We start from the raw sequence: 25,823 nt of genomic DNA on the forward strand, positions 1-25,823 counted from the left end.
ACAATGCAGTTAGCGTGCCAACTTTAAAAAGACGTTTTATAAGCCCTGCATCGCATAAAAACTGCTAATTCATCATGCGAATTGCAAAGTGCACTTGCATAATGCAACTAAGATGCAATATTGATAAGAGATCAGTTTCATCATTAAGCACTAGTGATAAAACACTAAGTGGTTGTATTCTAAATATTAGGCACATGTTCACTTCAACTTATTGCCTTACAATTTAAAAGGGGATAAAAGCCCTTTCATTGATGGCATATTCATACTTTTTTTACACTAAAGTTTGTATACTGCACAAAATCATCCTCAACTCTATGAAGCAATGAATTACTTAAGTACTTTTTTCAAAGGCATGGCAATGGGCGCAGCCGACGTTGTTCCTGGTGTGTCTGGCGGAACCATCGCATTCATCACAGGTATCTACGATACCTTGCTAGAAAGCATTCGAAGAATTAACCCTAGCGTGCTTGGCTTATGGAAACGTGAAGGCTTCAAGGCTGCGTTTAGCCATATCAATGGGTTTTTCCTAATTTCACTGTTCGCGGGCGTGTTCACCAGCATTGCAACATTCGCGAAACTCATCTCTTGGTTATTGGTTACACATCCAATCCCTTTATGGTCTTTCTTCTTTGGCCTTATCTTGGTATCTGTTTTCCATATTCTTAAACAAGTAGAGAAACGCGATGTAATTCGCTTCGTATTTTTACTGCTCGGTATTGCCTTCGCTTATAGTATTACCGTGCTTAAGCCACTGCAGATGGAACCTACTAGTATCAATGTTCTCATTGCGGGTGCGATTGCGATCTGTGCGATGATCCTACCAGGTATCTCAGGTAGCTTTATCCTGCTATTGATTGGGATGTATGGCCCAGTACTTGGCGCGGTCAAAGAGTTTCAAATTGATGTGCTTGCCCTATTTTTAGGTGGCTGTGTGATCGGTCTACTGACTTTCTCACACATTCTCTCTTGGTTATTGCGCTCATTCCGCGATTTCACGTTAGTATTCTTAACTGGCTTGATGATTGGTACGCTACCAAAGATCTGGCCTTGGAAAGAGACCATCAGCTGGCGTACAAACTCCAAAGGTGAGCAAGTTCCTTTGATTCAGGAAAATCTATCGCCTTTCGATTTCGAAGCGGTCACTTCTCAACCATCTCAACTGGTTATGGCGATTGTGATGATGCTTGTTGCCATTGCATTGGTTCTCGGGTTGGAAAAGTTTGCAGAGTGCAATGCTGACTAATCATTCAGCGAACCTTTGTTTAGCATGACAAACCGATGAGTGTAAGAAATACTAAACTCAACGACCCTCTTATATAGACAAAAGCGAAGCCTGTGGCTTCGCTTTTTTACTTCTACCATACGCACAAAATTGCTTTTTGATACAAGCACGTATTGACGGGTATGATAACATCGCCGCTCTTATAAAATTAAATGAGAACACGACATGCACCCGGCATTAAAGGTGGCAGCTATTGGAGTCGCTCTCGTGGCAGGCTTTTATGGACCACAAGCGATCCAGCAATTTAAAACAACCATGGAACACACCTCAGCTGACGTTAACTTAGACGACTATTGCATGCTTTCAACAGCGTCGTGTAAGCAACAGGAGATTTCTATGTCTCTTGATAGCGAGACCGCCCAACCACTGGTTCCTACTAAAATGAAAGTAGTTTGGGAAGGAGCGGCATCTGAAACATTAATGTTGTCACTCACGGGCTTAGAAATGGACATGGGTTCAGCACGTTTTCAGTTAAAAAATATTGGTAATAATATCTACGAAGGGGATGTGATTTTACCTGTGTGCACCATGGATAAAATGACTTGGCTTGGCGAACTCACCGATGGTGTTGAAACCGTAAACCCTGCAATAAGGATGGCAAGATGAGTAAGAATTGGTCGTTAGCATTAGTGGTAGCGTTTGTACTTGGTTTTGGTGTCAAAAGCTATCTTGATGGGCAAAACGAAGCTCAAGAACAACACGCAGCAAAGCAAGAGTTTTCAATGACCACGCTTTTCGGTAAAGATAACCAGCCAACGGAAATCTTTGACCAAACCGATGACAGAATTCGCATCGTTTACTTCGGTTTCACTCGTTGCCCAGATGTCTGCCCGACTTCTTTAGCGATGCTAGCCGGTGCACTTAACCAAGTCTCTGACGAAGCAAAAGCCAAAATTCGGCCGATGTTTGTTTCACTTGATCCTGAACGTGATGCTGCAGAAGCATCGTACGAATACGCACAATACTTCCACCCAATGATGGAAGGGCTAAGTGGTCCATTGGATGTGACAACAACGCTTGCACACAATTACGGTGTTATTTTTAGAAAAACAAAGCTGGAAGGTTCAGAGTTGGAATACACCCTAGACCACAGCTCATATTTTTATTTTTTAAAGCCCGATGGCACACTGATTACCAAAGTGCCGCATACGTTAACGCCAGCGCCAATTGTTGAGGCCATCAACAAATTGACGCAATAAAACGTAAAAACAAAGAACTTAATGAATAAAGTTCGATCAAAAAAGTCAGGTCCCAGACCAAAGAACATAAAAAATAAGGACAACAACATGAAGTTAAAAGCACTCGCTCTAGCAGGCTTATTGCTCACTCCTCTTGCTCACGCTAATAGCGATATTATGGTTCATGATGCGTACGCTCGTGCAACACCGCCTTCAGCAGTGAACAGCGCGGTATTCACGACTCTGATGAACCACAGCGATAAAGATCGCGCTATTGTTTCTGCAGCAACACCAGCAGCAGGAAAGGTAGAGCTTCATGATGTTATCGTTGATGGCGACGTAATGAAGATGCGCCAAGTTCAAGAGATCACAATCCCTGCGAATGGGGAAGCGATACTGAAACCAGGTAGCCTACACATCATGTTGTTCGACCTAAAAAGCAGCTTAAAAGAAGGTGATCAAATCGAGATGACATTAACCTTCGCCAACGGTGAAACACAAACCTTCGATGCACCAGTGAAGAAAGTGATGAGCGGCATGAAAAAGATGAACCACGACCATCATTAATCGCATTCACAATTGATGGAATAATTTAAGCCACGATGACTTTTTGCCATCGTGGCTTTTTTAAACTGAGCTCGCTTTTTGATCTCGCCAAAAATCAATAGTTGTTGAAGGAACAAGCTAGAAATGGCGCTTCGTTAGCCGAACAACGCGCTAATAGAAATCCGCTTTCTAAGATATATAAACTGTACAATCAGAGAGCCGCAACCTTAAGAAAGCCTCCGATTAAGCCTTTTAGGTTAACGACTATAAGACGACTTAGCCCTACCCTGTTAATCAGGTGGGGCTTTTTTATTTCAATTTGGTATCTGTATAACTATTTCTGAATACAATGATTTTGCCAATAACAGTTTACATACCCCAACAACCAGAATATTGCCCCTTACAAACATAAACATGTAGACTTATAGACCAACATTAACACTTTTATTTAACATTTAGCTCCAAAAACGCCACTGGACGCAAACAATCACCCTAAAAGTAAACTATTCCTAGACACTCTCTTAGATCTCGCTAATATTACCGCCCATTCCACTAGTGTATAGTTGGATTTGGTACAACTTTATAAAAAGATACATCACTATAATAATTTAACAATTGCAGGTATTTTATGCAAAACAACAACATACTCGCCCGCATCGCTCGTGGGAATCTAGTCCTACAGATCCTTGCTGGTATTGTTTTCGGTGTCGTTCTCGCCATGGTTTCTCCTTCAGCAGCTCAAGACGCAGGCCTACTCGGTAGTCTGTTTGTTGGTGCTCTGAAAGCTGTTGCCCCAATTTTAGTATTCATTCTTGTTGCAGCTTCTATCGCAAACCAAAAGAAAGGTCAGCATACTCATATGCGTCCAATCATTGTGCTTTACCTGATTGGTACTTTCTCTGCAGCCTTAACGGCAGTCGTTCTAAGCTTCATGTTCCCAACCACTTTGACACTGGTTGCTGGCGCTGAAGGTGCGAACCCTCCACAAGGTATTGCTGAAGTTCTTCATACTCTTCTATTCAAGCTTGTAGATAACCCAGTAAGCGCGCTAATGAACGCAAACTACATTGGTATTCTAGCTTGGGCAATCGGCCTTGGTCTTGCTCTGCACCACGCATCTGCAACAACTAAAGCGGTTTTCGAAGACCTAAGCCACAGTGTTTCGCACATTGTTCGCTTCATTATCCGTCTTGCACCATTCGGTATCTTTGGCCTTGTTTCGACTACTTTCGCAACAACGGGTTTCGATGCTCTAGCAAGCTACGGTCAATTGCTAGCTGTTCTACTAAGCTCAATGCTGATTATTGCGCTTGTGGTTAACCCACTACTTGTATTTATCAAGACAAAGCAGAACCCATACCCACTTGTACTTCAATGTATCCGTGAATCAGGCGTAACAGCATTCTTCACTCGTTCAAGTGCTGCAAACATTCCAGTTAACATGAACCTTTGTAAGAAGCTAAACCTAGATGAAGATACTTACTCTGTATCTATCCCTCTAGGCGCAACGATCAACATGGCAGGTGCTGCAATCACTATCACTGTGTTAACACTTGCAGCTGTGCACACTATGGGTATCGAGATTGATATCTTCACAGCAATCCTACTAAGCCTAGTTGCTGCGATTTCAGCGTGTGGTGCATCGGGTGTTGCTGGCGGTTCACTACTGCTTATCCCGCTAGCATGTGGCCTATTCGGTATTTCGAACGATGTAGCGATGCAGGTTGTAGCGGTTGGTTTCATTATTGGTGTGATTCAAGATTCTGCTGAAACAGCACTTAACAGCTCAACAGACGTTGTGTTCACTGCTGCTGTATGTAAAGCAGAGCAAAACAAAGCGTAATAAGCTCTAAGCTCTAAGCTCTAAGCTCTAAGCTCTAAGCTCTAAAGTAAATAGCACATAAACAAAAAGGGAAGCAGATGCTTCCCTTTTTTTGTTGTTCTTATCTTCCAGATTATCGTTAAAGCTTTAGCTAGTTGACCATTTTTATCACTCAATCTACACCTATCTTGTCGATGACTTCTTGAACAGATGCACTAGAGCTTGCTTAGTGGTTATTCTTCCAACTAGGCTCGACTGCAGACTGACTAAAGTCCAAAGAACCACTGTTAACGCTTGATGGCTTATCTGATGATGGCTGATTCACGTTAAGTTCTTGTTCTGTCATCGCACCATTATGGTTGGCTGTCGCCTGTTGTCCGTAATCCATATTAGAAACATGCTCACTCGAAGCCTCTGTCTTTGGGTGACCACTCTCTACACCTAACTCATCAATATCTTCATCTGAAGCTTCTTTTACTTTCTTAGGGATAGGCACATTACGCTTGTAGAGCTTATTGAGCGCTTTGACGATTGAATGCTTAGTTATCGCCTCTTGCGTTAGCTTGGTCATTATCGGCTTAGTCAGAGCCTGTAGACCCACGACCGCATCCACACCAAGATCGCCCCCAACTTTGTCTCGTAATTGTTTCGCATCTGAGTAGCCAAAGTGTGCTGATAAAAACAGCCAGATATAAGCAATTGCACTGCCATGTTCACCATGGTCTATCCAAGCTTCGCCGGCTCTAAACATGGCTTCTGCGCTGTTTTTTTCAGCTGCGGTTTCAAACCAGTACACAGCCTCACCATGATTAGGTTCTATACCAACGCCGTTCAAATAACATGTACCCAGTTTGATCTTGCCATCTAAACTGTTTTTTTCTGCTGCCTTGCGATACCACTCAACGGCACTTTCTGCTGAATAGTCTGAATTTTCTTTATCCAAACACCAGTCGCCCATAAACAGCATTGCTTCGGTATTTCCACCTGCAGCTGACTCTTCGATGTAAGTGTAACCTTTAGGGATATTCTTATCCGTACCGCGACCAAACACGAGCGCTTTACCCATCTCAAATTTCGCAACCAAATCATTATCCAGTGCGGATATCGCAAGCTGCCAAAAATTGGCTTTTTCTCTTAAAATCAGGTCTTCTTTGCGCTTCATACTGAGTCGCACAACGCCATACATACCGTTGATATTATCTAAATGAGCCGCTTTGTCATACCAATACAAAGCTTCTTTAATATTGTTACGTTCAGCCTCTTTCGCTAAATACAGAATCGATGGCGTATGGCCTGTTTCAGCCTTAAAGTGGCGTTCTTTTTGTTCTTGTATTCGAGCCTTTTCAATCGCCTTTCGGTAAGCAACTGCTCGCGCTTTTCGTTCTTGCTCTAACCGTTGCTTTCTTAGCGATAAAGAAATCAGCCAAACGGCCACAAGTATTAACGAAAGAGCCGTCGCACCAATTGCGATTCCCATTGTACTCATAAAATATATTAACCTAACTCGGCTGATACAAATCTCTATATCGAGGTATCATCAACCATAGTGAATGTTTCGAATTATAGGGAAAAGCGTCGTTATTGACACGTTCCGCCCCAAAATGAACTTAGTTCAGTATCTCAGGAATACATAGCGATAAAAAGCCTGCAGAGACCTATCGTTATGCGCTCCCCAAATGGTGTGATCTTGCTTCAATATAGAGTGATATTGAAGAACCGAGTATCAGAAAAATCTGTAAAACGGTAGCAAGCTTGGTGTATTTCTCTTCGTAGCTTCACATACTGTCGTCACATCGTTAGTTCAGCTTTCCATAAACGTAAGCAAGCTCGGCAACTGTTTTCGCAGAGAATTTCTTCATCAAACTCGCTCGATGTACTTCCACCGTTCTCACTGCAATACAAAGTTCATCGGCAATTTTCTGGTTGCGCTTGCCATCAATGATCTGCTTGAGGATGTCTACTTCGCGCTCGGTTAACGAAGCATAAGCTTGGCGGTACACATTCATATGTAAGTGCTTTTCAGAAGCCTCCAAACCTTGTTTGATTGCCTCAGCTAACTCATTGCCTTTCACTGGCTTTTGGAAGAAATTCACCGCGCCGGCTTGTAAAGCTTCTACCGCCATTGGCACGTCGCCATGCCCTGTCAAATAGATCACCGACAGTGGGCTCTGCGCTTTCATCATTAATTCGTGAACTTGTTGTCCTCTCATTTCAGGCATTCGACTGTCTAACACCACGCACCCCGGCGCACTCAAATCCACTGAATCCAGAAAATTCAGACCATCTTCATAAGCTAACACCGTAAAATCATGCTCTTCCAATAGGAACACCAATGAGTCTCTCATCGATTCATCGTCATCAACCACATAAACCGGCAACATTTGATGAAGTTCAGACATAACAAGATTCCTTATGAATCATTTGAAAGAGAAAAAGGTAACGTCACTGAGACGTGACAGCCATGAGGAGTCAATGATTTGATGGCCATTTGGCCGCTGTGGTCTTCAATCACGTCTTGGCAAATCGCAAGCCCTAAACCCAAGCCGTTTTCTTTGCTACTCACAAAGGCTTGAGTGACTTGTTGTTCGGTGAAATCTAAACCCGTGCCGTTATCGATAACCGACAGCATCATTTTATCCGGTTGATACTCGGTAATCACTTTAATTGTTGGTGGCTCGCTGTTTTTGTTATCAATATCAGACGTAGCGCTTTGTTCACGATGCATCTGTGCATTACATGCGTCGGTCGCATTGTTGATCAGGTTTACAATCACTTGTTGTAGCCCCACCGAATCAACATACAGCTCAATAGGCTTACCTACGGCATGACGTTCAACGGTTATCTTGTGTTTCTGTAATCGAAATTGCAGCAATTCGATGGTGTCGGTGAGTAACTGTTCGATGTCAGTCTGGGACTTCTCAGACGAGCGTTTCTTTATCATGTTTCTTAGACGTTGAATGATCGCATCAGCCCTATCCACTTGCGACTGAATCTTCTCGAACACAGGTTCAATATCGGTCAATGGTTTGTTCTTCGAAATCCGTAACAAACCGCCTTCGCTGTAGTTACGAATGGCCGCCAAAGGTTGGTTGATCTCATGTGCGAGGCTGCTCCCCAACTCGCCCACGACTGCAATGCGTTGAGAGTGCTCGAGTTGCTCACTCTTACTTTTTAGCTTGTGCAACATGGCTTCCAACTGCTTTTTACTTCGACTGAATTTGTACTCCAACCAGAAGTGGTAAGCATTCAGTAACACCACAAGAATGAAGAACGCCCATGCCCATTGCTGATTGTACTTAAGCCAGATTAACGCCTCTTTCCACCAAGGTTGTTGTAGTGGGTGCATATCGAGTTGTTGATAAAGCTTGTCTATCGAAAGCAGACTTGTCGGTGATGTCCAACCCGATGCATTCGCTGCAATCGCGGGCGCACTGCTTTTGGGCATCGCAAATAGTACCTGACTCATCTGTTTGGCCAGAGTCGAAGAAGCCCGCTCTGTTTTGGCAAACGACCAGTTGGGGTACAACGGCGTAGACACTTGGCATCGGAATCCTTCTGGAGCTTGATTCTCGATAATTCGATATTGTCCCGCCACCAGCAAACCTTCACTGATCATGTTCTCAACTAAACAGCTTGGTACGACAGCCGCTTCAATGTGCCCTTCACGCAGTTGATACAAACTGGCGTCAATCGGAAAACCTAAAAATTGGGTGTTAGAGAAAAAATGGTTGGGATTAAGCCCTTGTTGCATCACTTGGTAACGCATTGTTAAATAGCCACCGAATGCATTTTCAGATACCGCCGCAATCGGCTTACCGCTCAATTGTTCTAGCGAGATATAAGGTGACATTCTTCTCACCACCAAGGCCGAACCAATACTTTGCGTATTGCTGGCTCCCGACTGTTCAAAGTTATGACTGGTCATGGTGGCCATCCAAGAGAGCGCATACTGGCGTCCTAAGCGAACCGCCTGACCGGGGTTGGTGATAACAAAGTCGACCTCAACACCTTTTACCGCGTCGGCCATCTCTTCCAAGTTGAAAGGCTTGAGAACAAAGTGTTTTCCGGGAATGCGCTCCGACAACCAATCCATTGTCGGCTGCCAACGCTGTTGAGCGGAAAGCTTGCCTCGAATAGCCAATACACCGACCTCAATAACCTGTTCCGACTCAACAGTGCCTGTCGTTGTAATCTCTTGCTCCGTTTGAGCGGCTAAACACATTCCTGCGGTTAAGCTCAACCAACAAAGGCTAACGATTGATATTAGGTTTCGGACTGTCACTAAAATCTCTTTCTCCACACTGACGGCATATCCACACTCAAATAACGCATTGATGACACGTTAAATAGAGCCTTGATACAAAGCATAACAGCTAGATTAGTAAAACCACATTTGTTCTAGATCAATTTTGATCTGGGTATGTGGAAATCCACAATACCCCGTGTACGGTCAAAAACTGACAATGAGCTCAACAGAAAGAATACCCATTTATAGGTACCACTATGGACTCATTGAAAAGACGGTTTCTCAGCCAATTCGGTAAAGTTTCCGCCGGTGCTGCGCTCATTCCCATTGCCGGAATCAACACCGCAGTCGCGAGCACAGCCATTCGCAATAACAACCAACCTGACCGCAAAGGCGAAATAGGTAAACGCTACGCGATGGCGATTGATTTACGTAAATGTGTTGGTTGTCAGGCATGTACTGTTGGCTGTAGCGTTGAAAACCAAGCGCCGATTGGCCAGTTCAGAACCACTGTAAAACAGTATGAAGTCTCCCTTGATGATGGTTCGACAGCTCAACAAAACGTGAAATCTTTCATGTTGCCTCGCCTTTGTAATCACTGTGACAACGCTCCCTGCATCAAGGTTTGTCCTGTTCAAGCGACCTTCCAACGTGAAGACGGCATTGTAATGGTCGACAACGAACGTTGTGTAGCTTGTGCTTACTGTGTTCAAGCTTGTCCTTACGACGCTCGATTCATCAATAACGACACCCTTACCGCAGACAAATGTACCTTCTGTGCGCACCGCCTTGAAGACGGCTTGCTGCCCGCTTGTGTCGAAACCTGTGTTGGTGGGGCGCGTGTCATTGGTGACCTCAAAGACCCAAACAGCGAGATCAACCGCCTGCTTAATGAAAATCGAGACGACATCAAGGTGCTCAAGCCAGAGCAGAATACCAACCCCCATGTTTTCTATATCGGCATGAACGAGCGTTTCGTTAGCCACATTGAAGGCCAACCTGCGATTTATGATCCAGCCGCCATCGATAACTCATCCTTTAGCAAACAAGACTCGGCAATCGCAGCACTAGGAAAACAAGGAGAGACAGCATGAATATCACTGAGGTGTTAGTTCCCGCTCAAGAGATCGCTTGGCTACCGTGGGCGGTTCAATATTTCTTCTACATTGGTTCAGCTTACGCGGCAGCTATTCTGTTTTTGATTGCACTGATCTTCAAAAACTCGACCAGTCATCAATTTCGTTCTGCCCTTGTGCTTGTGATGGCCATCGGCGCAATTGTTGGCCCACTGGCACTAACCGGTGACTTACACCAACCTGGCCGTGCGTGGCACTTCTACGCTCACATCACACCTTGGTCATGGATGTCATTAGGCTCTCTGTTTCTTCCTCTGTTCTCTGGTCTGGCTGTCGCGACAGCTTGGGTTTACCTGCGTGATGACATCGCACAGCTTAAAGAGAGTGAAAACCCGCTTCTAAAGCGTTTGTCTTGGCTAACACTAGGGCAATGGCAGGTTTCAGCAAAACTGATGATTGCACTCGCTGCTGCGACCGCTATTTCTGGCTTAAGCATCGCGCTTTACACAGGCGCCGAGATTGCAATTTTGGCGAGCCGCCCGCTTTGGCATCAACCGGCTTCACCGCTGCTTTGGTTCACGACCGCATTCTTTGCTGCAACGGGTTTAACGCTGTTGATTTGGGCTCTGCTGCCTTCAAACAAGCCAAGCTTAAAACCGACAGACCTCGCTCTAGTACAAAGAACCATTACCTTAACAGGTGGCCTTGCCATCATTCTTACCTCGATTTGGGCATCTAACCATGGTCACTTCAACCTGTATGAGAACGACGCTTGGGGCATCAATTTAGGCATCATGACTACCAGCATTTTGCTATGCATGATCTTAGTTTTGCCACTGCAACGTCTATCTCAAAGCAAGCTAGGAATTGTCTGCATAGCGCTAGCGACCATCGTTTCAGCATGGGCGGTGCGTTGGGTCACCATGATGGAAGTTCAAACCATTCCACGTTTTGATGTAGGCCCATTCCCTTATGAACTGCCTATGGGTAGCGCTGGGTTACTTGGCATTATTGGTATGTGTGGCCTTTGGTTAGCGCTTGCGCTGTTCGCTTCTGAAATCGTGTCTACTGGATCGACAAGAACAACTGGCTCTTCACAAAAGACAAAATCTAAGTCAAACCAAAACACACCGTCACCACTTAACCGCTCACATAGCTTGTAGTCTGAGGAATCATCATGGATAACAAACGTCGTCAATTTTTGAAAACAGGCCTTGCTGCCGGTGGTGTTGGAGCTTTTGCTGCAGGTTATGCGACAACCACAAAACACATGGTTCACGGTGCTATTGATGGCACCGCAGGTAAGAAAACCAATCACATCCATCACGGTAATTCGTTAGAGACAGAATACCGTGTCGATGAACAAGGTAAAATCACACCGAATCCAAACCAACGCGTTGCACCATCAATGTGTTTTGGCTGCTGGACATTGTGTGGCTTGCGTGTACGTATCGATAATCGCAATGACGAGATCTTGCGTATCTCAGGCAATCCGTACCATCCGCTATCAAGCGACCAACAGATCCCATTCAAAACACCGGTAAAAGACGCCTACATTGGCTTGTCTGGTGAGTCAGGCATCAATAACCGCTCGACAGCCTGCGCCCGTGGTAATGGCATGTTAGAGATTCAAAATAGCCCTTACCGAATCACTCAACCGCTCAAACGTGTCGGTAAACGTGGTGAAGGCAAGTGGGAACCGATCAGCTACGAACAACTCATCTCTGAGATCACCGAGGGTGGTGACTTATTCGGTGAAGGTGAAGTTGAGGGCTTGCGATCGATTCGCGACATCGAAACACCACTTGATCCGAACAACCCTGAATACGGTCCTAAAGCCAACCAGTTACTAGTGACTAATGCCGGTAATGAAGGTCGTGATGACATCTTGAAGCGCTTTGCGTTTAACAGCTACGGAACACGCAACTTTGGTCACCACGGCTCTTACTGTGGTTACGCATTCCGCGCAGGTTCTGGCGCGATCATGAATGATTTAGACAAGTTCTCGCACTTAAAACCCGACTTCAACAACGCAGAGTTCATTCTTTTCATCGGTATGTCTCCAGCTCAAGCGGGTAACCCGTTCAAGCGTCAAGCAAGACAACTGGCTGAAGCTCGTACTAATGGAAAACTGAGCTACACCATTGTGACTCCAAGCCTTCCAGCAGGATCATCAAGCCTTGCGGCGGGCGATCGTAACAACTGGCTACCGATCAAACCTGGCACTGATTCAGCATTAGTCCTGGGCATGATCCAATGGATCATCGAAAACCAGCGCTACAATCACGATTTCTTGTCTCGCCCAAGCGCAAAAGCGATGCAAAAAGCAGGCACCACGCATTGGTGTAATGCTTCACACCTTGTGATCAGTGACGAAACACACCCACAAAATGGACGTATGCTTCGCGCATCGGATGTGGGTTTGCTAGAAACAGGCGAACCAATGTCTGATGATGATGGATTTATCGCACTAGATGTGACAACGTCACTGATGTCATCGCATATTCAGGTGAATGAAGCGACTCTGTTCGTCGATCAAGACGTCGAAATCGATGGTCAAACCGTTCGTGTTAAGTCTTCTCTACAAAGATTGAAGGAAGAAGCCTTCAAATACGACCTTGCTTATTACAGTGAGCAGTGTGAAATCCCGCAAAACCAAATTATTGCGCTGGCGAAACGCTTTACCAGCTACGGAACAAAAGCAGTCGTCGATACCCACGGTGGCAACATGCACACCAATGGCTTCTACAACTCGTTCTCTATTCTGATGCTGAACGCGCTGATCGGTAACATCAATGCTAAAGGCGGGGCGATGGCGAAAGCGGGTGGCTACCCAACTTCTGTTGCAGGCCCACGTTACGATTTTACTAAGTTCAAAGGTAAGACTAAGCCTCAAGGTGTGTTCTTATCTCGCAGCAAATTCCCGTACCACAAGACCAGCGAATACAAACGTCGTGTTGCCGCAGGTGAATCACCTTACCCAACACGCGCGCCGTGGTACCCAATCTCAGCGCCGCTTTTAACCGAGCATTTATCAGCTGCCATTGATGGCTACCCCTACCGCGCAAAAGCGTGGATTAACCACATGGCGAATCCACTTTATGGCGTTCCAGGCTTAGATAACTTACTAGGCGAAAAGCTTAAAGATCCTAAACAGCTTGGCTTGATCGTGTCTATCGATGCCTTCATCAATGAGACCACAGCGTTATCGGATTACCTCGTGCCAGACACAGTGACCTACGAAAGTTGGGGCATGGCAACTCCATGGCATGGCGTTGCGACCAAAGCGATCACCGCTCGTTGGCCGATAGTTGAGCCTAAAACCTCACGCACTCAAGACGGACGCGCCATCAACTTAGAGAACTTCTTTATTGATCTGGCAAAAACGCTTGATCTCGGTGGCTTCGGTGAAAATGCAATCAAAGACAGCCAAGGCAACTGGCACGGTATCCACAGTGCGGAAGACTTCTACCTGCGCTCTGCGGCTAACTTAGCATTTGCCAAAGGCGGCGTGCCGAATGTGGATGCAGAAGACATTGTTTGGTCTGGCCTTGAGCGCCTTGTACCTGTGATGAACAAAACGCTTAAGCCTGAAGAGATGCTAAAAGTGGCGTATATCTTTGCGCGTGGCGGTCGTTTTGAAGACGCAACCAATGCCTACACCAATGAAACCATGAAGTACAAATGGACCAAACCATTGGCTATTTGGAATGAAAAGCTTGGTACCTCTCGCAACACCATCAGTGGCGAGCAGTACATGGGTTGCCCGACATGGTATCCACAAAAGCTGGCAGATGGCACGCCATTAGCAGAGCAGTTCCCAGCAAAAGAGTGGCCATTTACTCTGACCAACTTTAAATCCAATATTCACAGTGCGGTATCTAACCTATCACCACGCTTAGAGTCGATCAAAGGCGTGAACCCGGTTTACATTCACCCACAAGACGCCTCTTCTGTAGGCATCAAAACCGGTGACGTATTTGCTATTGAAACACCGAGCTCAACCACACATGCGTTGGCGATGGTGATTGATGGCATCAAACCGGGCACATTAGGCTTTGAACATGGCTTTGGCCATAAAGAGCTCGGTGAACGTGCACACTGGATTGGAGACACACAACAACCAGTAAAAATGAAGTCAAACGATGGCGTTAACATCAATGATATTGGTTTAATTGATCCGACGAGAGAAGGCAAAGGTGTGATGCTGGATTGGGTTGTAGGCGCAGCAGCAAGACAAGCACTTCCGGCTAAGATCTACAAAGTCTAATCAGTGATCCAATACCTATCCCTATTCATTCCTGAATAGCAACGCAGCAGAGCAACTTCGTCATTTGAGGTTGCTCTTCTTTTCTAACCTATTCAACGCCAAACCATCAACCCTTCACATCACTTCCCTACATGTTTCTTACCTAGCCCCTTCAAGCGTCTATGCTTATACAATCGGTACCATAAAAGAGCCTTAACAAGCAGTTACACCGAGGCGAACATGGCAGTTCCCTTGCACTTCGTTAACGGCAGTTGGATTCGCCTATCGAAATTCACACCAATACCATTATGGTGATTAAGGTTATTAATGTGAGACTTACCTCAAGTTCCAAGTGAATTAATGTGGAAATCCACAATAGCGCGAACATCCAATTATGTCGAAAATGCGTGCATTACAACCAATAGCGACGCCTCATGATTAAGCTGAACATAAAAACTCAAACTCTAACGCTTTGCATCGCTGCTCTGGGAAGCCTTTCTTTATCCGGTTTTGCACAAGCAGCGCCTAATCCAATGCCAGAAGCCGCAGAAACCTGTAGCGGTTGCCACCAAGCCGACGGGAAAGGCATGCCTAACATCGCCCCTATGCTTGCAGGGCTCAATGCCGACTACCTCGAACATCAACTGGTCTTATTCTCAAGTGGCGAGCGTCAAAGCGCGATCATGAAAGGGATGGCGGATGGTGTATCTGATCCTGCGATTCGTCGTGAAGTTGCCGAGTACTTCGCTTCGCTTCCTTCTTATGAATTCAGCGATTTAGAACAGCGCGGCTCACAAGCTGATATTGATAACCCTTATCGTAAACTGGTATTCCAAGGCGATTGGGACCGCAACATTCCAGCTTGTGCAACCTGTCATGGGCCAAGTGGTATGGGCGTAGACAAATTCCCACGCTTAGCCAGTCAACACGCCGACTACATTCAAACTCAGCTCAACGCTTGGAAAAACGGCACTCGCAAGGGTGATGATTTGAACATGATGGGCAATATCGCGGACAAGTTGACCGACGATGAGATCAAAAACCTGTCTTACTACTTCGCATCTTTCCGATACTAAAGGGCTCGCATGAAAACATTACTCTTAATTACCGCAACCCTTGCTTCTGGAATCGCTTACGCCGAAGGTGAGTTACCCGATCGCCAAACCGAACTGCCAGCTGTTGAGAAACCACAAGATAACAAGTATCTGGTGCCACGAGACTTGGTCGATATTCCTGCAGGGGAGTTTGGCGACAAAGTTAAACTGGGTTATTCACTGTTTGTCGATTCACAACAGATGCGCGGTACGTTCGTCGGCAATGAACAAAACTGTGTCAACTGCCACATGCAAGCGGGCATGAAGGCGAATGCAGCACCTCTATGGGGAGCGTATATGGCCTACCCTGCTTACCGTAAGAAAAACGACAAGGTAAACAGCTACGCAGAACGTATCCAAGGCTGTTTCACTTATTCAATGAATGGCCTGCCACCAGCAGTAGACTCAAAAGAGATGGTCGCGCTCACGGCTTATTCATACTGGCTAGCGATGGGCGGCATCTTAGACAAGAACGGCATGCAAGACACGCCGGTTCCTGAGATCAGCGATGCCGATTTACAAGTCGGAGGAAAAGCAGATAGCTTCCCTCTTCCTGAAGAACTGCTAAGCAAATACCCAATCGATGACCGCAGCAAGTTGGCAGGTCGTGGCTACCCTAAGATTGATAACCCTGAACAAGAACCGTCGATAGCGCGTGGTGAAAAGGTTTACCAAACCAGCTGCCAAACCTGTCATGGTCAAAATGGCGAAGGCATTAAAGGGGCGGATGGCCGATCATACCTACCACCTCTTTGGGGCGAGAATTCGTTCAACTGGGGCGCAGGTATGCACCGAGTGAACACCGCCGCGTACTTCATCTACGAAAACATGCCGCTTGGAAAAAGCCAACAGCTCTCAATTCAGGATGCATGGGATGTGGCAGCGTTTGTAAACAGCCATGAACGCCCACAAGACCCACGATACAAGGGTGATGTTGCAGGCAATGCTAAGCGTTACCACAACCACCAAGGTTACTACGGTAAAGAAGTCGACGGTCATGTTCTGGGTTCAAAAGCGTACCCAAGTGGCAAGGAAGCGATTCACGAGCACTAATCTCGAATCAAGTGACACTCTTTTCGAGAGCAAGAGACAGTTTTTCGATAACAAGAACCGCTCACGCCTGCTATGGCTAAGCTTTACATTGTAAATCAGTTGTAGTTGGAAGAATAAAAAGGAGCCAGATCGTGTGACGACCTGGCTCCTTTTTTAGTTTGTACTATTAGATAAACAACTAACCTTGCTGCATCTTCTCCCAAATGGTCGGAGAGCCAATATAGTCTTGAACCGTAGTAATGAACTCTTTGACCAGTTTGGTCTGCTTACGGTGCGGATAGACAGCGTAGATAGCGGTATCGATTGTAGAAATCGGGTAATCCGGAAGCAACGTAACCAAGCCAAGTTCTTTCATTGAGGCATACAGGTTTGATTGGTCAAGGAAGCCATAGCCTAAGCCATCTTTTACACAAGACACCATGGTGCGAACATCGCTCACCTTATAGTTGCCACGAATCGTTAGGCTCTGGAAAGTATTTCCTCCCGGCTCTTCACTGATACGCAGATGATCAACCGTCATATCGCCATTGGTATAAATCACAGCGGGTAACGCGAGTAGATCTTGTGGCGTCTTCGGTTCACCGTGCTCTTTCACAAAGTCGTTAGACGCGACCAACATAAAATTACTGTCGGCAATCTTCTTGGCAATCAAGTTGGATTCAACGAGCTTACTGAAGCGAAATGCGATATCAAACTGTCCTGCGATAATGTTGGCAATTTTGTCGTCCAGTGACAGTACGATCTGAACATCCGGGTACTTTCTCATGAACTGAGTGATGATAGGTTGCAGGTATTGCTGACCAAAATAGATCGGTGACGTAATTCGCAGCACGCCTTTGGGTTCAGACTGGTACGAATCTGCAATACCTTGGATCTGATTGATGGTGTCTTTCAACACATAAGTTTGTGCGAGAATATCTTCCCCTGCTGACGTCAGCGAGAACGAGCGCGTGGAACGGTTGAGCAGCTGAACACCTAGGTCTTGCTCAAGCTTTTTTATTTGTTTTGAGAGTGATGAGTTGTCCATATCATGCAAGGTTGCCGCTTTGGTAAACGACCCTTGTTGAACCACATCTAAGAACAATAACAACTGATTAGTACTGGGCACTGCGCCTCTCCTGAAATAAAACTCGACTAGCGTTCATCTTTGGGGGTATCCATCACAACCATGGTCGTAATGGATTGAACCTGAGCGCATTCCCCAAGCACATCGGCATGAAACTTCTTATAGCCCGGCAAATCTTTGGTTTCTACTCTCAGCAAATATTCGTTAGCGCCGGTAATGTTGTGGCATTCCACCACTTCTTTTTCCATGCTGACATGCTGTTCAAATTCTAGCTGAGCCGATTTGCTGTGGCTCGATAAACCAATCGAAACATAAGCAATAAAGCCGACACCCATCAGGCCATTATCCAGAACCGCGCGGTAACCTTGAATGATACCTTTACGTTCGAGATCTTGTACTCGCCTTAGGGTCGCTGAAGCTGACAGGCCAATTCGTTCTGAAAGCTCGATGTTGGAGATTCTGCCGTCCAATTTAAGCTCTTGCAATATCCTTTCGTCAAATCTATCCATAGGTACTTATTATTGTGCATTTAGTGATAATAGAGGAAATAAAAGCACATAATTGCCTCACTTTCCACCTACTATGTTTCTCAACACGTGAAAGTCATGACCGGTCAGTCACTTCGTTCATTTTATTGCTGGAGAACCATTATGCCTTTAGAACAACTTAGCGCACTTGCCTTGTTTGCGTTTGTCTCGACGTTCACGCCGGGTCCAAATAACATCATGCTCATGACATCAGGTGCCAATGTTGGCTTTGCCCGTACTATTCCGCACATGCTTGGGATAGCTCTGGGATTTGCAGCCATGTTGTTGTTGGTTGGCTTCGGCTTAATGGGCATTTTCAACGCTTACCCTGTCTCTCACCAGATACTGAAATACCTAAGCCTGACTTACCTTGTGTACCTAGCAATTAAGATTGCATTGAGCGGCAAAGCAAAAAGCACCGAGGCTTATAAGCCCATGACCTTCATTGGCGCGGCAAGTTTTCAGTGGGTAAACCCGAAAGGTTGGTCAATGGCACTGACTGCGATTTCAGTGTACAGCAGTGGCAGTTCATGGTGGGAGCTTGCGATCATCGCGGCGATCTTTACGCTAGCCAACTTACCATCGGTGACCTTCTGGACGGCAGCAGGCAAACAGCTACAGCACTGGCTAACAACGCCGGTACGCATCAAAAGCTTTAATTACGGCATGGCGGGCTTACTGTTAGCCTCGACGATTCCGATGCTCTAATCAAATAACGTCCTATATTGTGATGGTTAGTACACGAGTACTAGCCATCATTGCCGTTAAAGATACCCAATAATCTCACTTAACCAACGACCAAATAACGCCTGCCCGCTCGGTGTTAACGTCCACACAAACGCTGCTACATTCATTGACACAGTCAGCCAATAAATCGCTCTGAACGGTTGTTTTTGCGTTTTATGACGCAGCTTATCTTGAGCGATTAACGCCCCTAGCCAACCACCAGCAACAGACAAAATGTGCAGGGTTTTCTCAGGCACACGCCAATTACCATTGATCGCTGCTCTCTTGTCCTTTGCGTATACAAAAAACGTCACCACACCGATAACTAAATACCACGCCAACAGCGCTTTCGAACTTTCTACAAACAACACAGACACCACCACCAACACCATATAGGTGATAGCGATTTGAATAGATGAAGACAACATCAACTCCTTTTGGGTAACAGCTCATATACTGTAGCAATTACGCCCTATAGATTTTGATAAGGATGAGCCGTTATTTACCACGATTGGTATAAATAAAACAGCAATTAGGTCAGCCTCCCAATTAAGAGAAAAGCCCTTCCATCCCTACATAACATGATGGAAGTTAAAGGAATTTTAAATATGTACAACCAAAAGTACGCCATCTACCAAGTTTTTACGCGTTTATTCGGCAATAAAAACACCCAGCATGTTCCATGGGGCACAATCGAGCAAAATGGCGTCGGCAAGTTCAATGACTTTACCGACAAAGCGCTATCGGAAATCCGCAAACTCGGCATTACGCATATTTGGTATACCGGAGTGCCACATCACGCCGTCATCAATGATTACAAACACATCGGGATTTCAGACAATCACCCGAGCGTAGTAAAGGGACGCGCAGGCTCACCTTATGCAGTCAAAGACTATTACTCAGTGAACCCAGACCTCGCTGAGAACCCTGAACGCCGTGTAGAAGAATTTGAGTCACTAATCAAAAGGAGCCACAACAACGGTTTAAAAGTGATCCTCGATATCGTACCGAATCACGTTGCGCGTCATTATCAAGGCTTAAATAACCCAGAGGGAGTCAGTGACTTTGGCGCTCAAGATGACACAACACTCGAATATCACCGAAATAACAACTTTTATTACATTCCCAACAGCTCCTTTGAACTGCCAGATATAGCTCCTGCCTTTACCCCGCTTGGTGGTGAACAGCACCCTAACCTACGCTCTCCGTTTATCGAAACGCCCGCCAAATGGACAGGTAACGGCTCTCGCTTAGACAAGCCCAATTTCGATGATTGGTATGAAACGGTGAAAATCAATTACGGCGTGCGCCCTGACGGCTCAAAAGATTTCCCTGAACTGCCAAGTGACTATGCTCAGAGAAATTACATGGATCATTTCCGCTTCTGGGAATCTGTTGATGTACCTAGCTCTTGGGTTAAATTCCGAGACATCGCCTTGTTCTGGTTAGAAAAAGGCGTTGATGGGTTTCGCTACGATATGGCAGAGATGGTGCCCGTCGAGTTCTGGAGTTACCTCAACTCATCGATAAAGATGGAAAACCAAGATGCCTTTTTAATGGCAGAGGTTTATCAGCCGGACTTGTACCGCGACTATATTCACCTAGGAAAAATGGACTACCTGTACGATAAAGTTGACCTTTATGACGGTCTAAAAGACATCATGCAAGGCAAGGCTTCAACGGCAATCATCCCCGATATCCAACATCAGATGATGGATATTGAACATCACATGCTGCATTTCTTGGATAACCATGATGAGCAACGCATCGCTTCCCCAGAGTTTGTTGGCAATCCACATATCGCAAAGCCTGCAATGCTCGTCAGCGCATTATTAAGCAGTTCACCGACCATGATCTATTTTGGACAAGAAGTTGGCGAACCGGGAGCGGAAGATGCAGGCTTTGGACAACCCTCACGTACCTCTATATTCGATTACATCAGAGTCCCACAACATCAAAAATGGATGAATCACGGTGCATTCGATGGCGGATTATTAAACGACAACGAAAAGCAACTACGTCACTTCTATCAGAAGGTCATGAACTTTTCCCTTGAGCACTCTTCAATAACTGGTGATTATCAAGACTTACACCAGAGTAACAACTTGAATGATTCCGTTTACGCATTCCTGCGCTATGACAACCAAGAGCTCACCATTGTTGCCGCAAACTTCAGCCAGGACGCCACTGAGAGTATTCACTTGAAGATTCCAAACGATGTTGTCCTAAAGCTCAAAATAACTGATGGTAATTACTTGCTAGATGAACATATTGAAGGCGTTCAACGGCAAAAATTCACCATTGAAAAGGGCATTGGTACTTTTAATATCGAATTAAAGCCGCTCGCATCTTTGGTTTGGGTATTATCGTTAGATGAATAACCTATCTATCAATATTAGTTTCCAAGCAACTATTACCTTTCTCGTTGATAATTAACTTAATTTCCGAGTTAAATTAACAGACTCTCAATTCGATACCTTCCTCACATTAATAAGGATGAGCTCTCATCCTTATTATCTACTCCTAGCATCTACGCCTTAGGTTATTAATATCGAATATATGAGCTATTGATCCAATTAATTTTACTTAAACTAAATACAAAGCGTGATACTGACACTAGGTTTCGTATTTTTACATATTAAAAATAACTTTACATATAGCCATCACAAATAGTTGGCCATCATTCGGACTAGGATATTCATCTTCATAAAAAGTGAAATATGGATATTAAACGTGAACAATATAAATATTAATAAAAACGCGACTCTACAAAGTACCTTTAACATGACCAAAAAGAGGAGCTTCAAACGCTCTACTTTGGCTAAAGCGATTTTACCTCTCTTCACGGCAACTTTGATCGCAGGTTGTGGCAGTGATAATGATAGCGACAACGGTACAGAGGCTGGCAACAGTGGCTTGTACAAAGCGGGCGAAAACGAGGTTGTTATTTATTACAAACGTGATGTTGCAGCCGCGAGTACTTCTGGCTCAACCTACGACGGCTGGGGCCTTCATCTGTGGAACGGCGAAGGCTGTACCAGCACTGACCTCGTTGCCATGGGTCTCAGTGAAACTGGAACCGATTGGAACAGCCCTTACGAATACGAGGGTATCAGCGATACCTATGGTGCTTACTACGTGTTGAGAGTGAATCCGGACGCATCTGACCCGCACAAGTGTATGAACTTCATCCTACATAATGGCGATGAGAAAGCATTTGGTAGCGCCAATTCTAAAGTCGAGCTAGATAAACTTGGTGAATCCCAAGGCGTATTCGGTTTCCATGGCAGCAGTGAATTGTATTATGACCCGATTTCAGATCGCCCCGTCAATATCGATGGCCAAAAAGCGCATTGGTTGGACGCAGAGACCATCGCCTGGGAAGCCGCTGGTAACGCCGATTCTGTGAAACTGTTCTACGCACTCGATAACAGCATCACGATGAACGACGACAAAGAGATCGTGGGCGGCACTGCAATTGAACTAAGCAAAGATGGGGAATTGTCTTCTGAATTGAAAGAGCGTTTCCGCCACCTTGCAAGCTTACCTGCCCTTGCTATCGACGTTGACGACAACACATTACGCACCATCTTAAAATCTCAGATAATTTTTGTTGCCTATAATGCCAATGGCGATGTTATCTCTTCAACTGAGGTTCAAAAGCCAGGTGTGCTTGATGCGGTATTTGCTAGCGAAGATGCTGGTAATGCAATGGGTGAAGAACTAGGCGCGATTGTTGAAGGCAGTGCGGCTACCTTCAAACTTTGGGCACCAACAGCGCAAGATGTAGAACTCGTCCTATACAGCGAAGATCTGCAAAATTCACAAGTGTTCCCAATGACGGAGAGCACTGAGACAGGTATTTGGGCGACTGATGCTGTGTCTAATGCAGTCAACAGTTACTACCGTTACCAAGTGAAGGTCTACCATCCAACCACAGGTAACATTGAAACTCGCCTAGTAACCGACCCTTACTCACTCAGTTTGTCAAAAAACTCTGCATACTCTCAAGTTATCGACCTTAATGATGCGGCATTAATGCCTGAAGGCTGGGTTGGATATAAACGTCCTACTGTAAAGAAAGACGAAGACCACGTGCTTTACGAATCACACCTTCGAGACTTTAGCTTCAGCGACACTCTAGGTAAAAAAGAATGGAACGGCAAATACCTAGCGCTCACAGAAGCAGATCGTGAATCGGTTAAACACCTTCAAGAATTGAAAGATGCGGGCTTAACGACACTACATATCTTACCCGCATTCGATATCGCTACCGTCGATGAAGATGAAGCGAGCCGTGTCGATATTACGGACACCGTTGGTAAGCTATGTGATGTAAAACCTGCTGCCGCCTTGTGTGGAAACGAAGACGAAAATAAGGTCATCGAGGATGTACTCGATGGTTATGACCCTTCTACAGGCGATGCCCAAGCGCTAATGAACGACCTGCGCATGCTCGACAGTTTCAACTGGGGCTACGACCCATTCCATTATACGGTTCCAGAGGGGAGTTATGCGACAGATCCAAATGGTTCTAAGCGTATCCTAGAGTTCCGTCAAATGGTGAAAGCCACGCACGACATGGATCTCAAGCTGATCATGGACGTGGTATACAACCATACCAACGCGTCTGGTGTGAACGATAAATCAGTACTGGATAAGATTGTCCCTGGGTACTATCACCGTCTTAACGTAAACACTGGTGGCGTCGAAAACTCGACTTGTTGTGACAACACTGCGACCGAAAACCTAATGATGGGTAAGTTAATGGTCGATTCACTTAAGGTGTGGGCTGACGACTATAAAGTGGATGGTTTCCGTTTTGACTTAATGGGCCACCAGCCAAAAGACGTGATGGTAGAAGCATTGGAAGAAGTGCGTAAGATCGATCCGAATACCTTGTTCTATGGAGAAGGCTGGGACTTTGGCGAAGTAGCAAACAATGCACGCTTCGACCAAGCAAACCAAATCAACATGGCAGGCACAGAAATCGGTACCTTCTCGGATCGTTTACGTGATGCAGTACGAGGCGGCAGCCCATTTGATGGTGGCGTCGATTCAGAAGGCAACCACCCGCTTCGCTTTAACCAAGGCTTTGGTAACGCAGCGATTGCCAACGAAGAAACCAAAGTTGATCAAGATTCGATCAATGGTCGCTTGCATAACCAAGACCTTGTTCGCTTAGGTATGGCAGGTAACCTCGCAGAATACGTGTTGATTGATTACAAAGGCGACACCAAACTGGGTAAAAACGTTGACTACAACGGCGCGCCTGCTGGCTACACCAAAATGCCTTCAGAAAACATTTCTTACGTTTCAAAACACGATAACCAAACGCTTTGGGATAACAACGCTTACAAGATCGCGGCAGGTACTAGCTCAGCAGAGCGTGCTCGAATGCAGTCTGTATCGCTTTCTACCGTGATGTTAGGCCAAGGCATACCATTCATCCATATGGGTTCTGAACTACTTCGCTCTAAGTCTATGCAGCGTGATTCTTACGATTCAGGTGACTGGTACAACCGCGTCATGTTTGATGGTACTGACAATAACTGGAATGTTGGTTTACCACGTGAAGATAAAGATGGTGCTAACTGGGATTTGATCAAAACCATCATTGGTGACAGCACGGCTGAACCGGACGCAGACGACATTGCGCTGACTAAGCAGCAATTCCTAGAACTACTCAAAATCCGTAGCTCAAGTGAACTGTTCCGCTTAGACACAGCAGACGAAGTCATGAAGCGAGTCGACTTCCGTAACGTTGGCGAAGATCAAGTCGAAGGCCTGGTCGTGATGTCTATCGATGATGGCGTGTCTACGGGCGAAGATCTTGACCCAGCCAATGATGCGATTGTGGCAGTTGTAAACTCAACCAATGAATCTCAATCGTTCAAAATCACAGGTGCGAAAGGCTTTACACTTCACGGCGTTCAACAAAACTCCGCTGATAACACAGTGAAAGGCGCAAGCTTTGCCGCTGAAACCTTCACGGTACCTGCATTAACCACCGCTGTATTTGTACAAGTACAAGGTGACGCACAAGGTGTCGGCCTGCCAGTTGATAACTCTGATAAAGATGTGTCTAGCATTCCTCCATACGGTCAAACAACGGTTTACGTTCGTGGTGACATGAATGGATGGGGTGCAGCTGATAATTGGGCGATGAGCTTTGTTGCTAATGGGATTTACTCTGTAACAGGTACTTTGGAAGCGGGGGACTATGGCTTCAAGTTTGCCGATGCTGACTGGAAAACACCTAACTTCGGTTGTGATTCAGTTGAACTTGCTGATGGTTCAATCGACCTTGGTACTGATGGTAACTGCCAATTAAGCGTAGTAGAAGCTGGCGACTACACATTCACTCTAAATGCGATTCATGAGTTGGATGACAGCGTTGAAAAAGCGGTCGTTTCAGTAACCAAGAACTAAGTCTTAAAGCATAGAATTCTAATAACAAATAATAAAACCAGCGAAAGCTAGCCTTTTGGGAGACGTCAGTCTCCCTTTTTTTGTGCTAAATAAACTCCAATCCAAATGAACCACACGATTCTTACTATCCTTACATCGATCGATGCTCTTTGATGAAACGATGCACAAACTGTCTTGGGTCTTGGGTCTTGGGTCTTGGGTCTTGGCAGGCCCAATAGCGACTATGCCTAAAACCACAAGCATGATTGGAGATCCTAATGACTTATCGGTACTAAGATAAGTAAAGACCTGGTTATTAACTTATGAGGTTCAAAAATAATATAACGAGAGTCAATAGATAGTGTTATTCGATAGAGCATCGATAATTTAGCGTAAATAGCTTTAGCGTAAATAATTATGGCTACTATTGCTTTCAGCTATTTGGCAATGGGTAACAATGGCTGTTTTAGCCACTCTATCTAGCTTGGTTATTTCGGTCACCTCTCTCACCAAATTTATTTTCCACTCAAATTATATTTATCTAAAG

Annotated in this window: 19 protein-coding genes and 1 pseudogene; 14 read left to right on the forward strand and 6 right to left on the reverse strand. The window is 45.4% G+C overall.

Annotated features, from left to right (window positions below; translation table 11 throughout):
- Nucleotides 1-322: 322 nt before the first annotated feature.
- From OCW38_RS20740 to sstT, 6 genes and pseudogenes are all read left to right on the forward strand, one after another.
- On the forward strand, nucleotides 323-1,243 hold the full coding sequence (locus tag OCW38_RS20740) for a DUF368 domain-containing protein (protein WP_010431618.1): 921 nt from the start codon (nucleotides 323-325) through the stop codon (nucleotides 1,241-1,243).
- Nucleotides 1,244-1,447: 204 nt separating this feature from the next.
- Nucleotides 1,448-1,888, forward strand: coding sequence for a hypothetical protein (locus tag OCW38_RS20745; protein WP_065612766.1), 441 nt, complete (start codon nucleotides 1,448-1,450; stop codon nucleotides 1,886-1,888).
- Nucleotides 1,885-2,481 carry an SCO family protein gene (locus OCW38_RS20750; protein ID WP_010431623.1) on the forward strand — a complete coding sequence of 199 codons (597 nt, stop codon included), beginning with the start codon at nucleotides 1,885-1,887 and terminating at the stop codon, nucleotides 2,479-2,481. The genes OCW38_RS20745 and OCW38_RS20750 overlap by 4 nt, the downstream gene beginning before the upstream one ends.
- Before the next feature lie 87 nt (nucleotides 2,482-2,568).
- Nucleotides 2,569-3,027: a copper chaperone PCu(A)C gene (locus OCW38_RS20755; RefSeq protein ID WP_010431625.1), complete on the forward strand. Its 459-nt coding sequence runs from the start codon at nucleotides 2,569-2,571 to the stop codon at nucleotides 3,025-3,027.
- Nucleotides 3,028-3,128: 101 nt separating this feature from the next.
- Nucleotides 3,129-3,253, forward strand: a pseudogene (locus OCW38_RS23015) (ribosome small subunit-dependent GTPase A); the annotation flags it as partial.
- Between the two features lie 381 nt (nucleotides 3,254-3,634).
- The gene (gene sstT, locus OCW38_RS20760) at nucleotides 3,635-4,849 is read left to right on the forward strand and encodes a serine/threonine transporter SstT (RefSeq protein ID WP_010431627.1); all 1,215 of its coding nucleotides are present in this window, start codon (nucleotides 3,635-3,637) and stop codon (nucleotides 4,847-4,849) included.
- A gap of 205 nt (nucleotides 4,850-5,054) precedes the next feature.
- Here the strand turns inward: sstT and OCW38_RS20765 are convergent, their stop codons facing one another.
- The 3 genes from OCW38_RS20765 to OCW38_RS20775 all read right to left on the reverse strand — a co-directional run bounded on the left by OCW38_RS20765 (nucleotide 5,055) and on the right by OCW38_RS20775 (nucleotide 9,110).
- Nucleotides 5,055-6,305 (reverse strand): tetratricopeptide repeat protein, encoded by a 1,251-nt coding sequence (locus tag OCW38_RS20765; protein ID WP_016784328.1) that lies wholly within the window; start codon nucleotides 6,303-6,305, stop codon nucleotides 5,055-5,057.
- A 319-nt stretch (nucleotides 6,306-6,624) separates the two neighbouring features.
- Nucleotides 6,625-7,227, reverse strand: coding sequence for a response regulator transcription factor (locus OCW38_RS20770; RefSeq protein WP_016784329.1), 603 nt, complete (start codon nucleotides 7,225-7,227; stop codon nucleotides 6,625-6,627).
- Nucleotides 7,228-7,238: 11 nt separating this feature from the next.
- Nucleotides 7,239-9,110, reverse strand: coding sequence for a sensor histidine kinase (locus tag OCW38_RS20775; protein ID WP_016787346.1), 1,872 nt, complete (start codon nucleotides 9,108-9,110; stop codon nucleotides 7,239-7,241).
- A gap of 221 nt (nucleotides 9,111-9,331) precedes the next feature.
- Here OCW38_RS20775 and dsrO point away from each other — a divergent pair, with 221 nt between their 5' ends.
- From dsrO to OCW38_RS20800, 5 genes are all read left to right on the forward strand, one after another.
- Nucleotides 9,332-10,168: a sulfate reduction electron transfer complex DsrMKJOP subunit DsrO gene (dsrO, locus tag OCW38_RS20780; RefSeq protein WP_016767385.1), complete on the forward strand. Its 837-nt coding sequence runs from the start codon at nucleotides 9,332-9,334 to the stop codon at nucleotides 10,166-10,168.
- Complete coding sequence (gene nrfD / locus OCW38_RS20785; protein ID WP_016795950.1) at nucleotides 10,165-11,313, forward strand: NrfD/PsrC family molybdoenzyme membrane anchor subunit; 1,149 nt, start codon at nucleotides 10,165-10,167, stop codon at nucleotides 11,311-11,313. The genes dsrO and nrfD overlap by 4 nt, the downstream gene beginning before the upstream one ends.
- A gap of 14 nt (nucleotides 11,314-11,327) precedes the next feature.
- The gene (locus OCW38_RS20790) at nucleotides 11,328-14,420 is read left to right on the forward strand and encodes a tetrathionate reductase subunit A (protein WP_102370902.1); all 3,093 of its coding nucleotides are present in this window, start codon (nucleotides 11,328-11,330) and stop codon (nucleotides 14,418-14,420) included.
- A gap of 413 nt (nucleotides 14,421-14,833) precedes the next feature.
- Nucleotides 14,834-15,475 (forward strand): c-type cytochrome, encoded by a 642-nt coding sequence (locus OCW38_RS20795; RefSeq protein ID WP_010431654.1) that lies wholly within the window; start codon nucleotides 14,834-14,836, stop codon nucleotides 15,473-15,475.
- Nucleotides 15,476-15,484: 9 nt separating this feature from the next.
- Nucleotides 15,485-16,546: a c-type cytochrome gene (locus OCW38_RS20800; protein WP_102370904.1), complete on the forward strand. Its 1,062-nt coding sequence runs from the start codon at nucleotides 15,485-15,487 to the stop codon at nucleotides 16,544-16,546.
- Nucleotides 16,547-16,724: 178 nt separating this feature from the next.
- Here OCW38_RS20800 and OCW38_RS20805 read toward each other — a convergent pair whose 3' ends face one another.
- Both OCW38_RS20805 and OCW38_RS20810 read right to left on the reverse strand, forming a co-directional pair.
- The gene (locus OCW38_RS20805; RefSeq protein ID WP_065612763.1) at nucleotides 16,725-17,654 is read right to left on the reverse strand and encodes a LysR family transcriptional regulator; all 930 of its coding nucleotides are present in this window, start codon (nucleotides 17,652-17,654) and stop codon (nucleotides 16,725-16,727) included.
- Nucleotides 17,655-17,680: 26 nt separating this feature from the next.
- Nucleotides 17,681-18,121 (reverse strand): Lrp/AsnC family transcriptional regulator, encoded by a 441-nt coding sequence (locus OCW38_RS20810; protein ID WP_010431662.1) that lies wholly within the window; start codon nucleotides 18,119-18,121, stop codon nucleotides 17,681-17,683.
- A 141-nt stretch (nucleotides 18,122-18,262) separates the two neighbouring features.
- Between OCW38_RS20810 and OCW38_RS20815 the strand changes: the two genes are divergently transcribed.
- On the forward strand, nucleotides 18,263-18,847 hold the full coding sequence (locus OCW38_RS20815) for a LysE family translocator (RefSeq protein WP_010431665.1): 585 nt from the start codon (nucleotides 18,263-18,265) through the stop codon (nucleotides 18,845-18,847).
- Between the two features lie 56 nt (nucleotides 18,848-18,903).
- On the opposite strand, the gene OCW38_RS20820 is transcribed toward OCW38_RS20815, so the two are convergent.
- On the reverse strand, nucleotides 18,904-19,293 hold the full coding sequence (locus OCW38_RS20820; RefSeq protein ID WP_010431668.1) for a DUF1294 domain-containing protein: 390 nt from the start codon (nucleotides 19,291-19,293) through the stop codon (nucleotides 18,904-18,906).
- Nucleotides 19,294-19,473: 180 nt separating this feature from the next.
- Here OCW38_RS20820 and OCW38_RS20825 point away from each other — a divergent pair, with 180 nt between their 5' ends.
- Nucleotides 19,474-21,246: an alpha-amylase family protein gene (locus tag OCW38_RS20825; RefSeq protein WP_016767379.1), complete on the forward strand. Its 1,773-nt coding sequence runs from the start codon at nucleotides 19,474-19,476 to the stop codon at nucleotides 21,244-21,246.
- 403 nt (nucleotides 21,247-21,649) lie between these two features.
- Complete coding sequence (pulA, locus tag OCW38_RS20830; RefSeq protein ID WP_261896529.1) at nucleotides 21,650-25,297, forward strand: pullulanase-type alpha-1,6-glucosidase; 3,648 nt, start codon at nucleotides 21,650-21,652, stop codon at nucleotides 25,295-25,297.
- Nucleotides 25,298-25,823 lie beyond the last annotated feature (526 nt).

The organism is Vibrio cyclitrophicus (assembly GCF_024347435.1).
In the GTDB taxonomy this organism is placed as follows: Bacteria; Pseudomonadota; Gammaproteobacteria; order Enterobacterales; family Vibrionaceae; genus Vibrio; species Vibrio cyclitrophicus.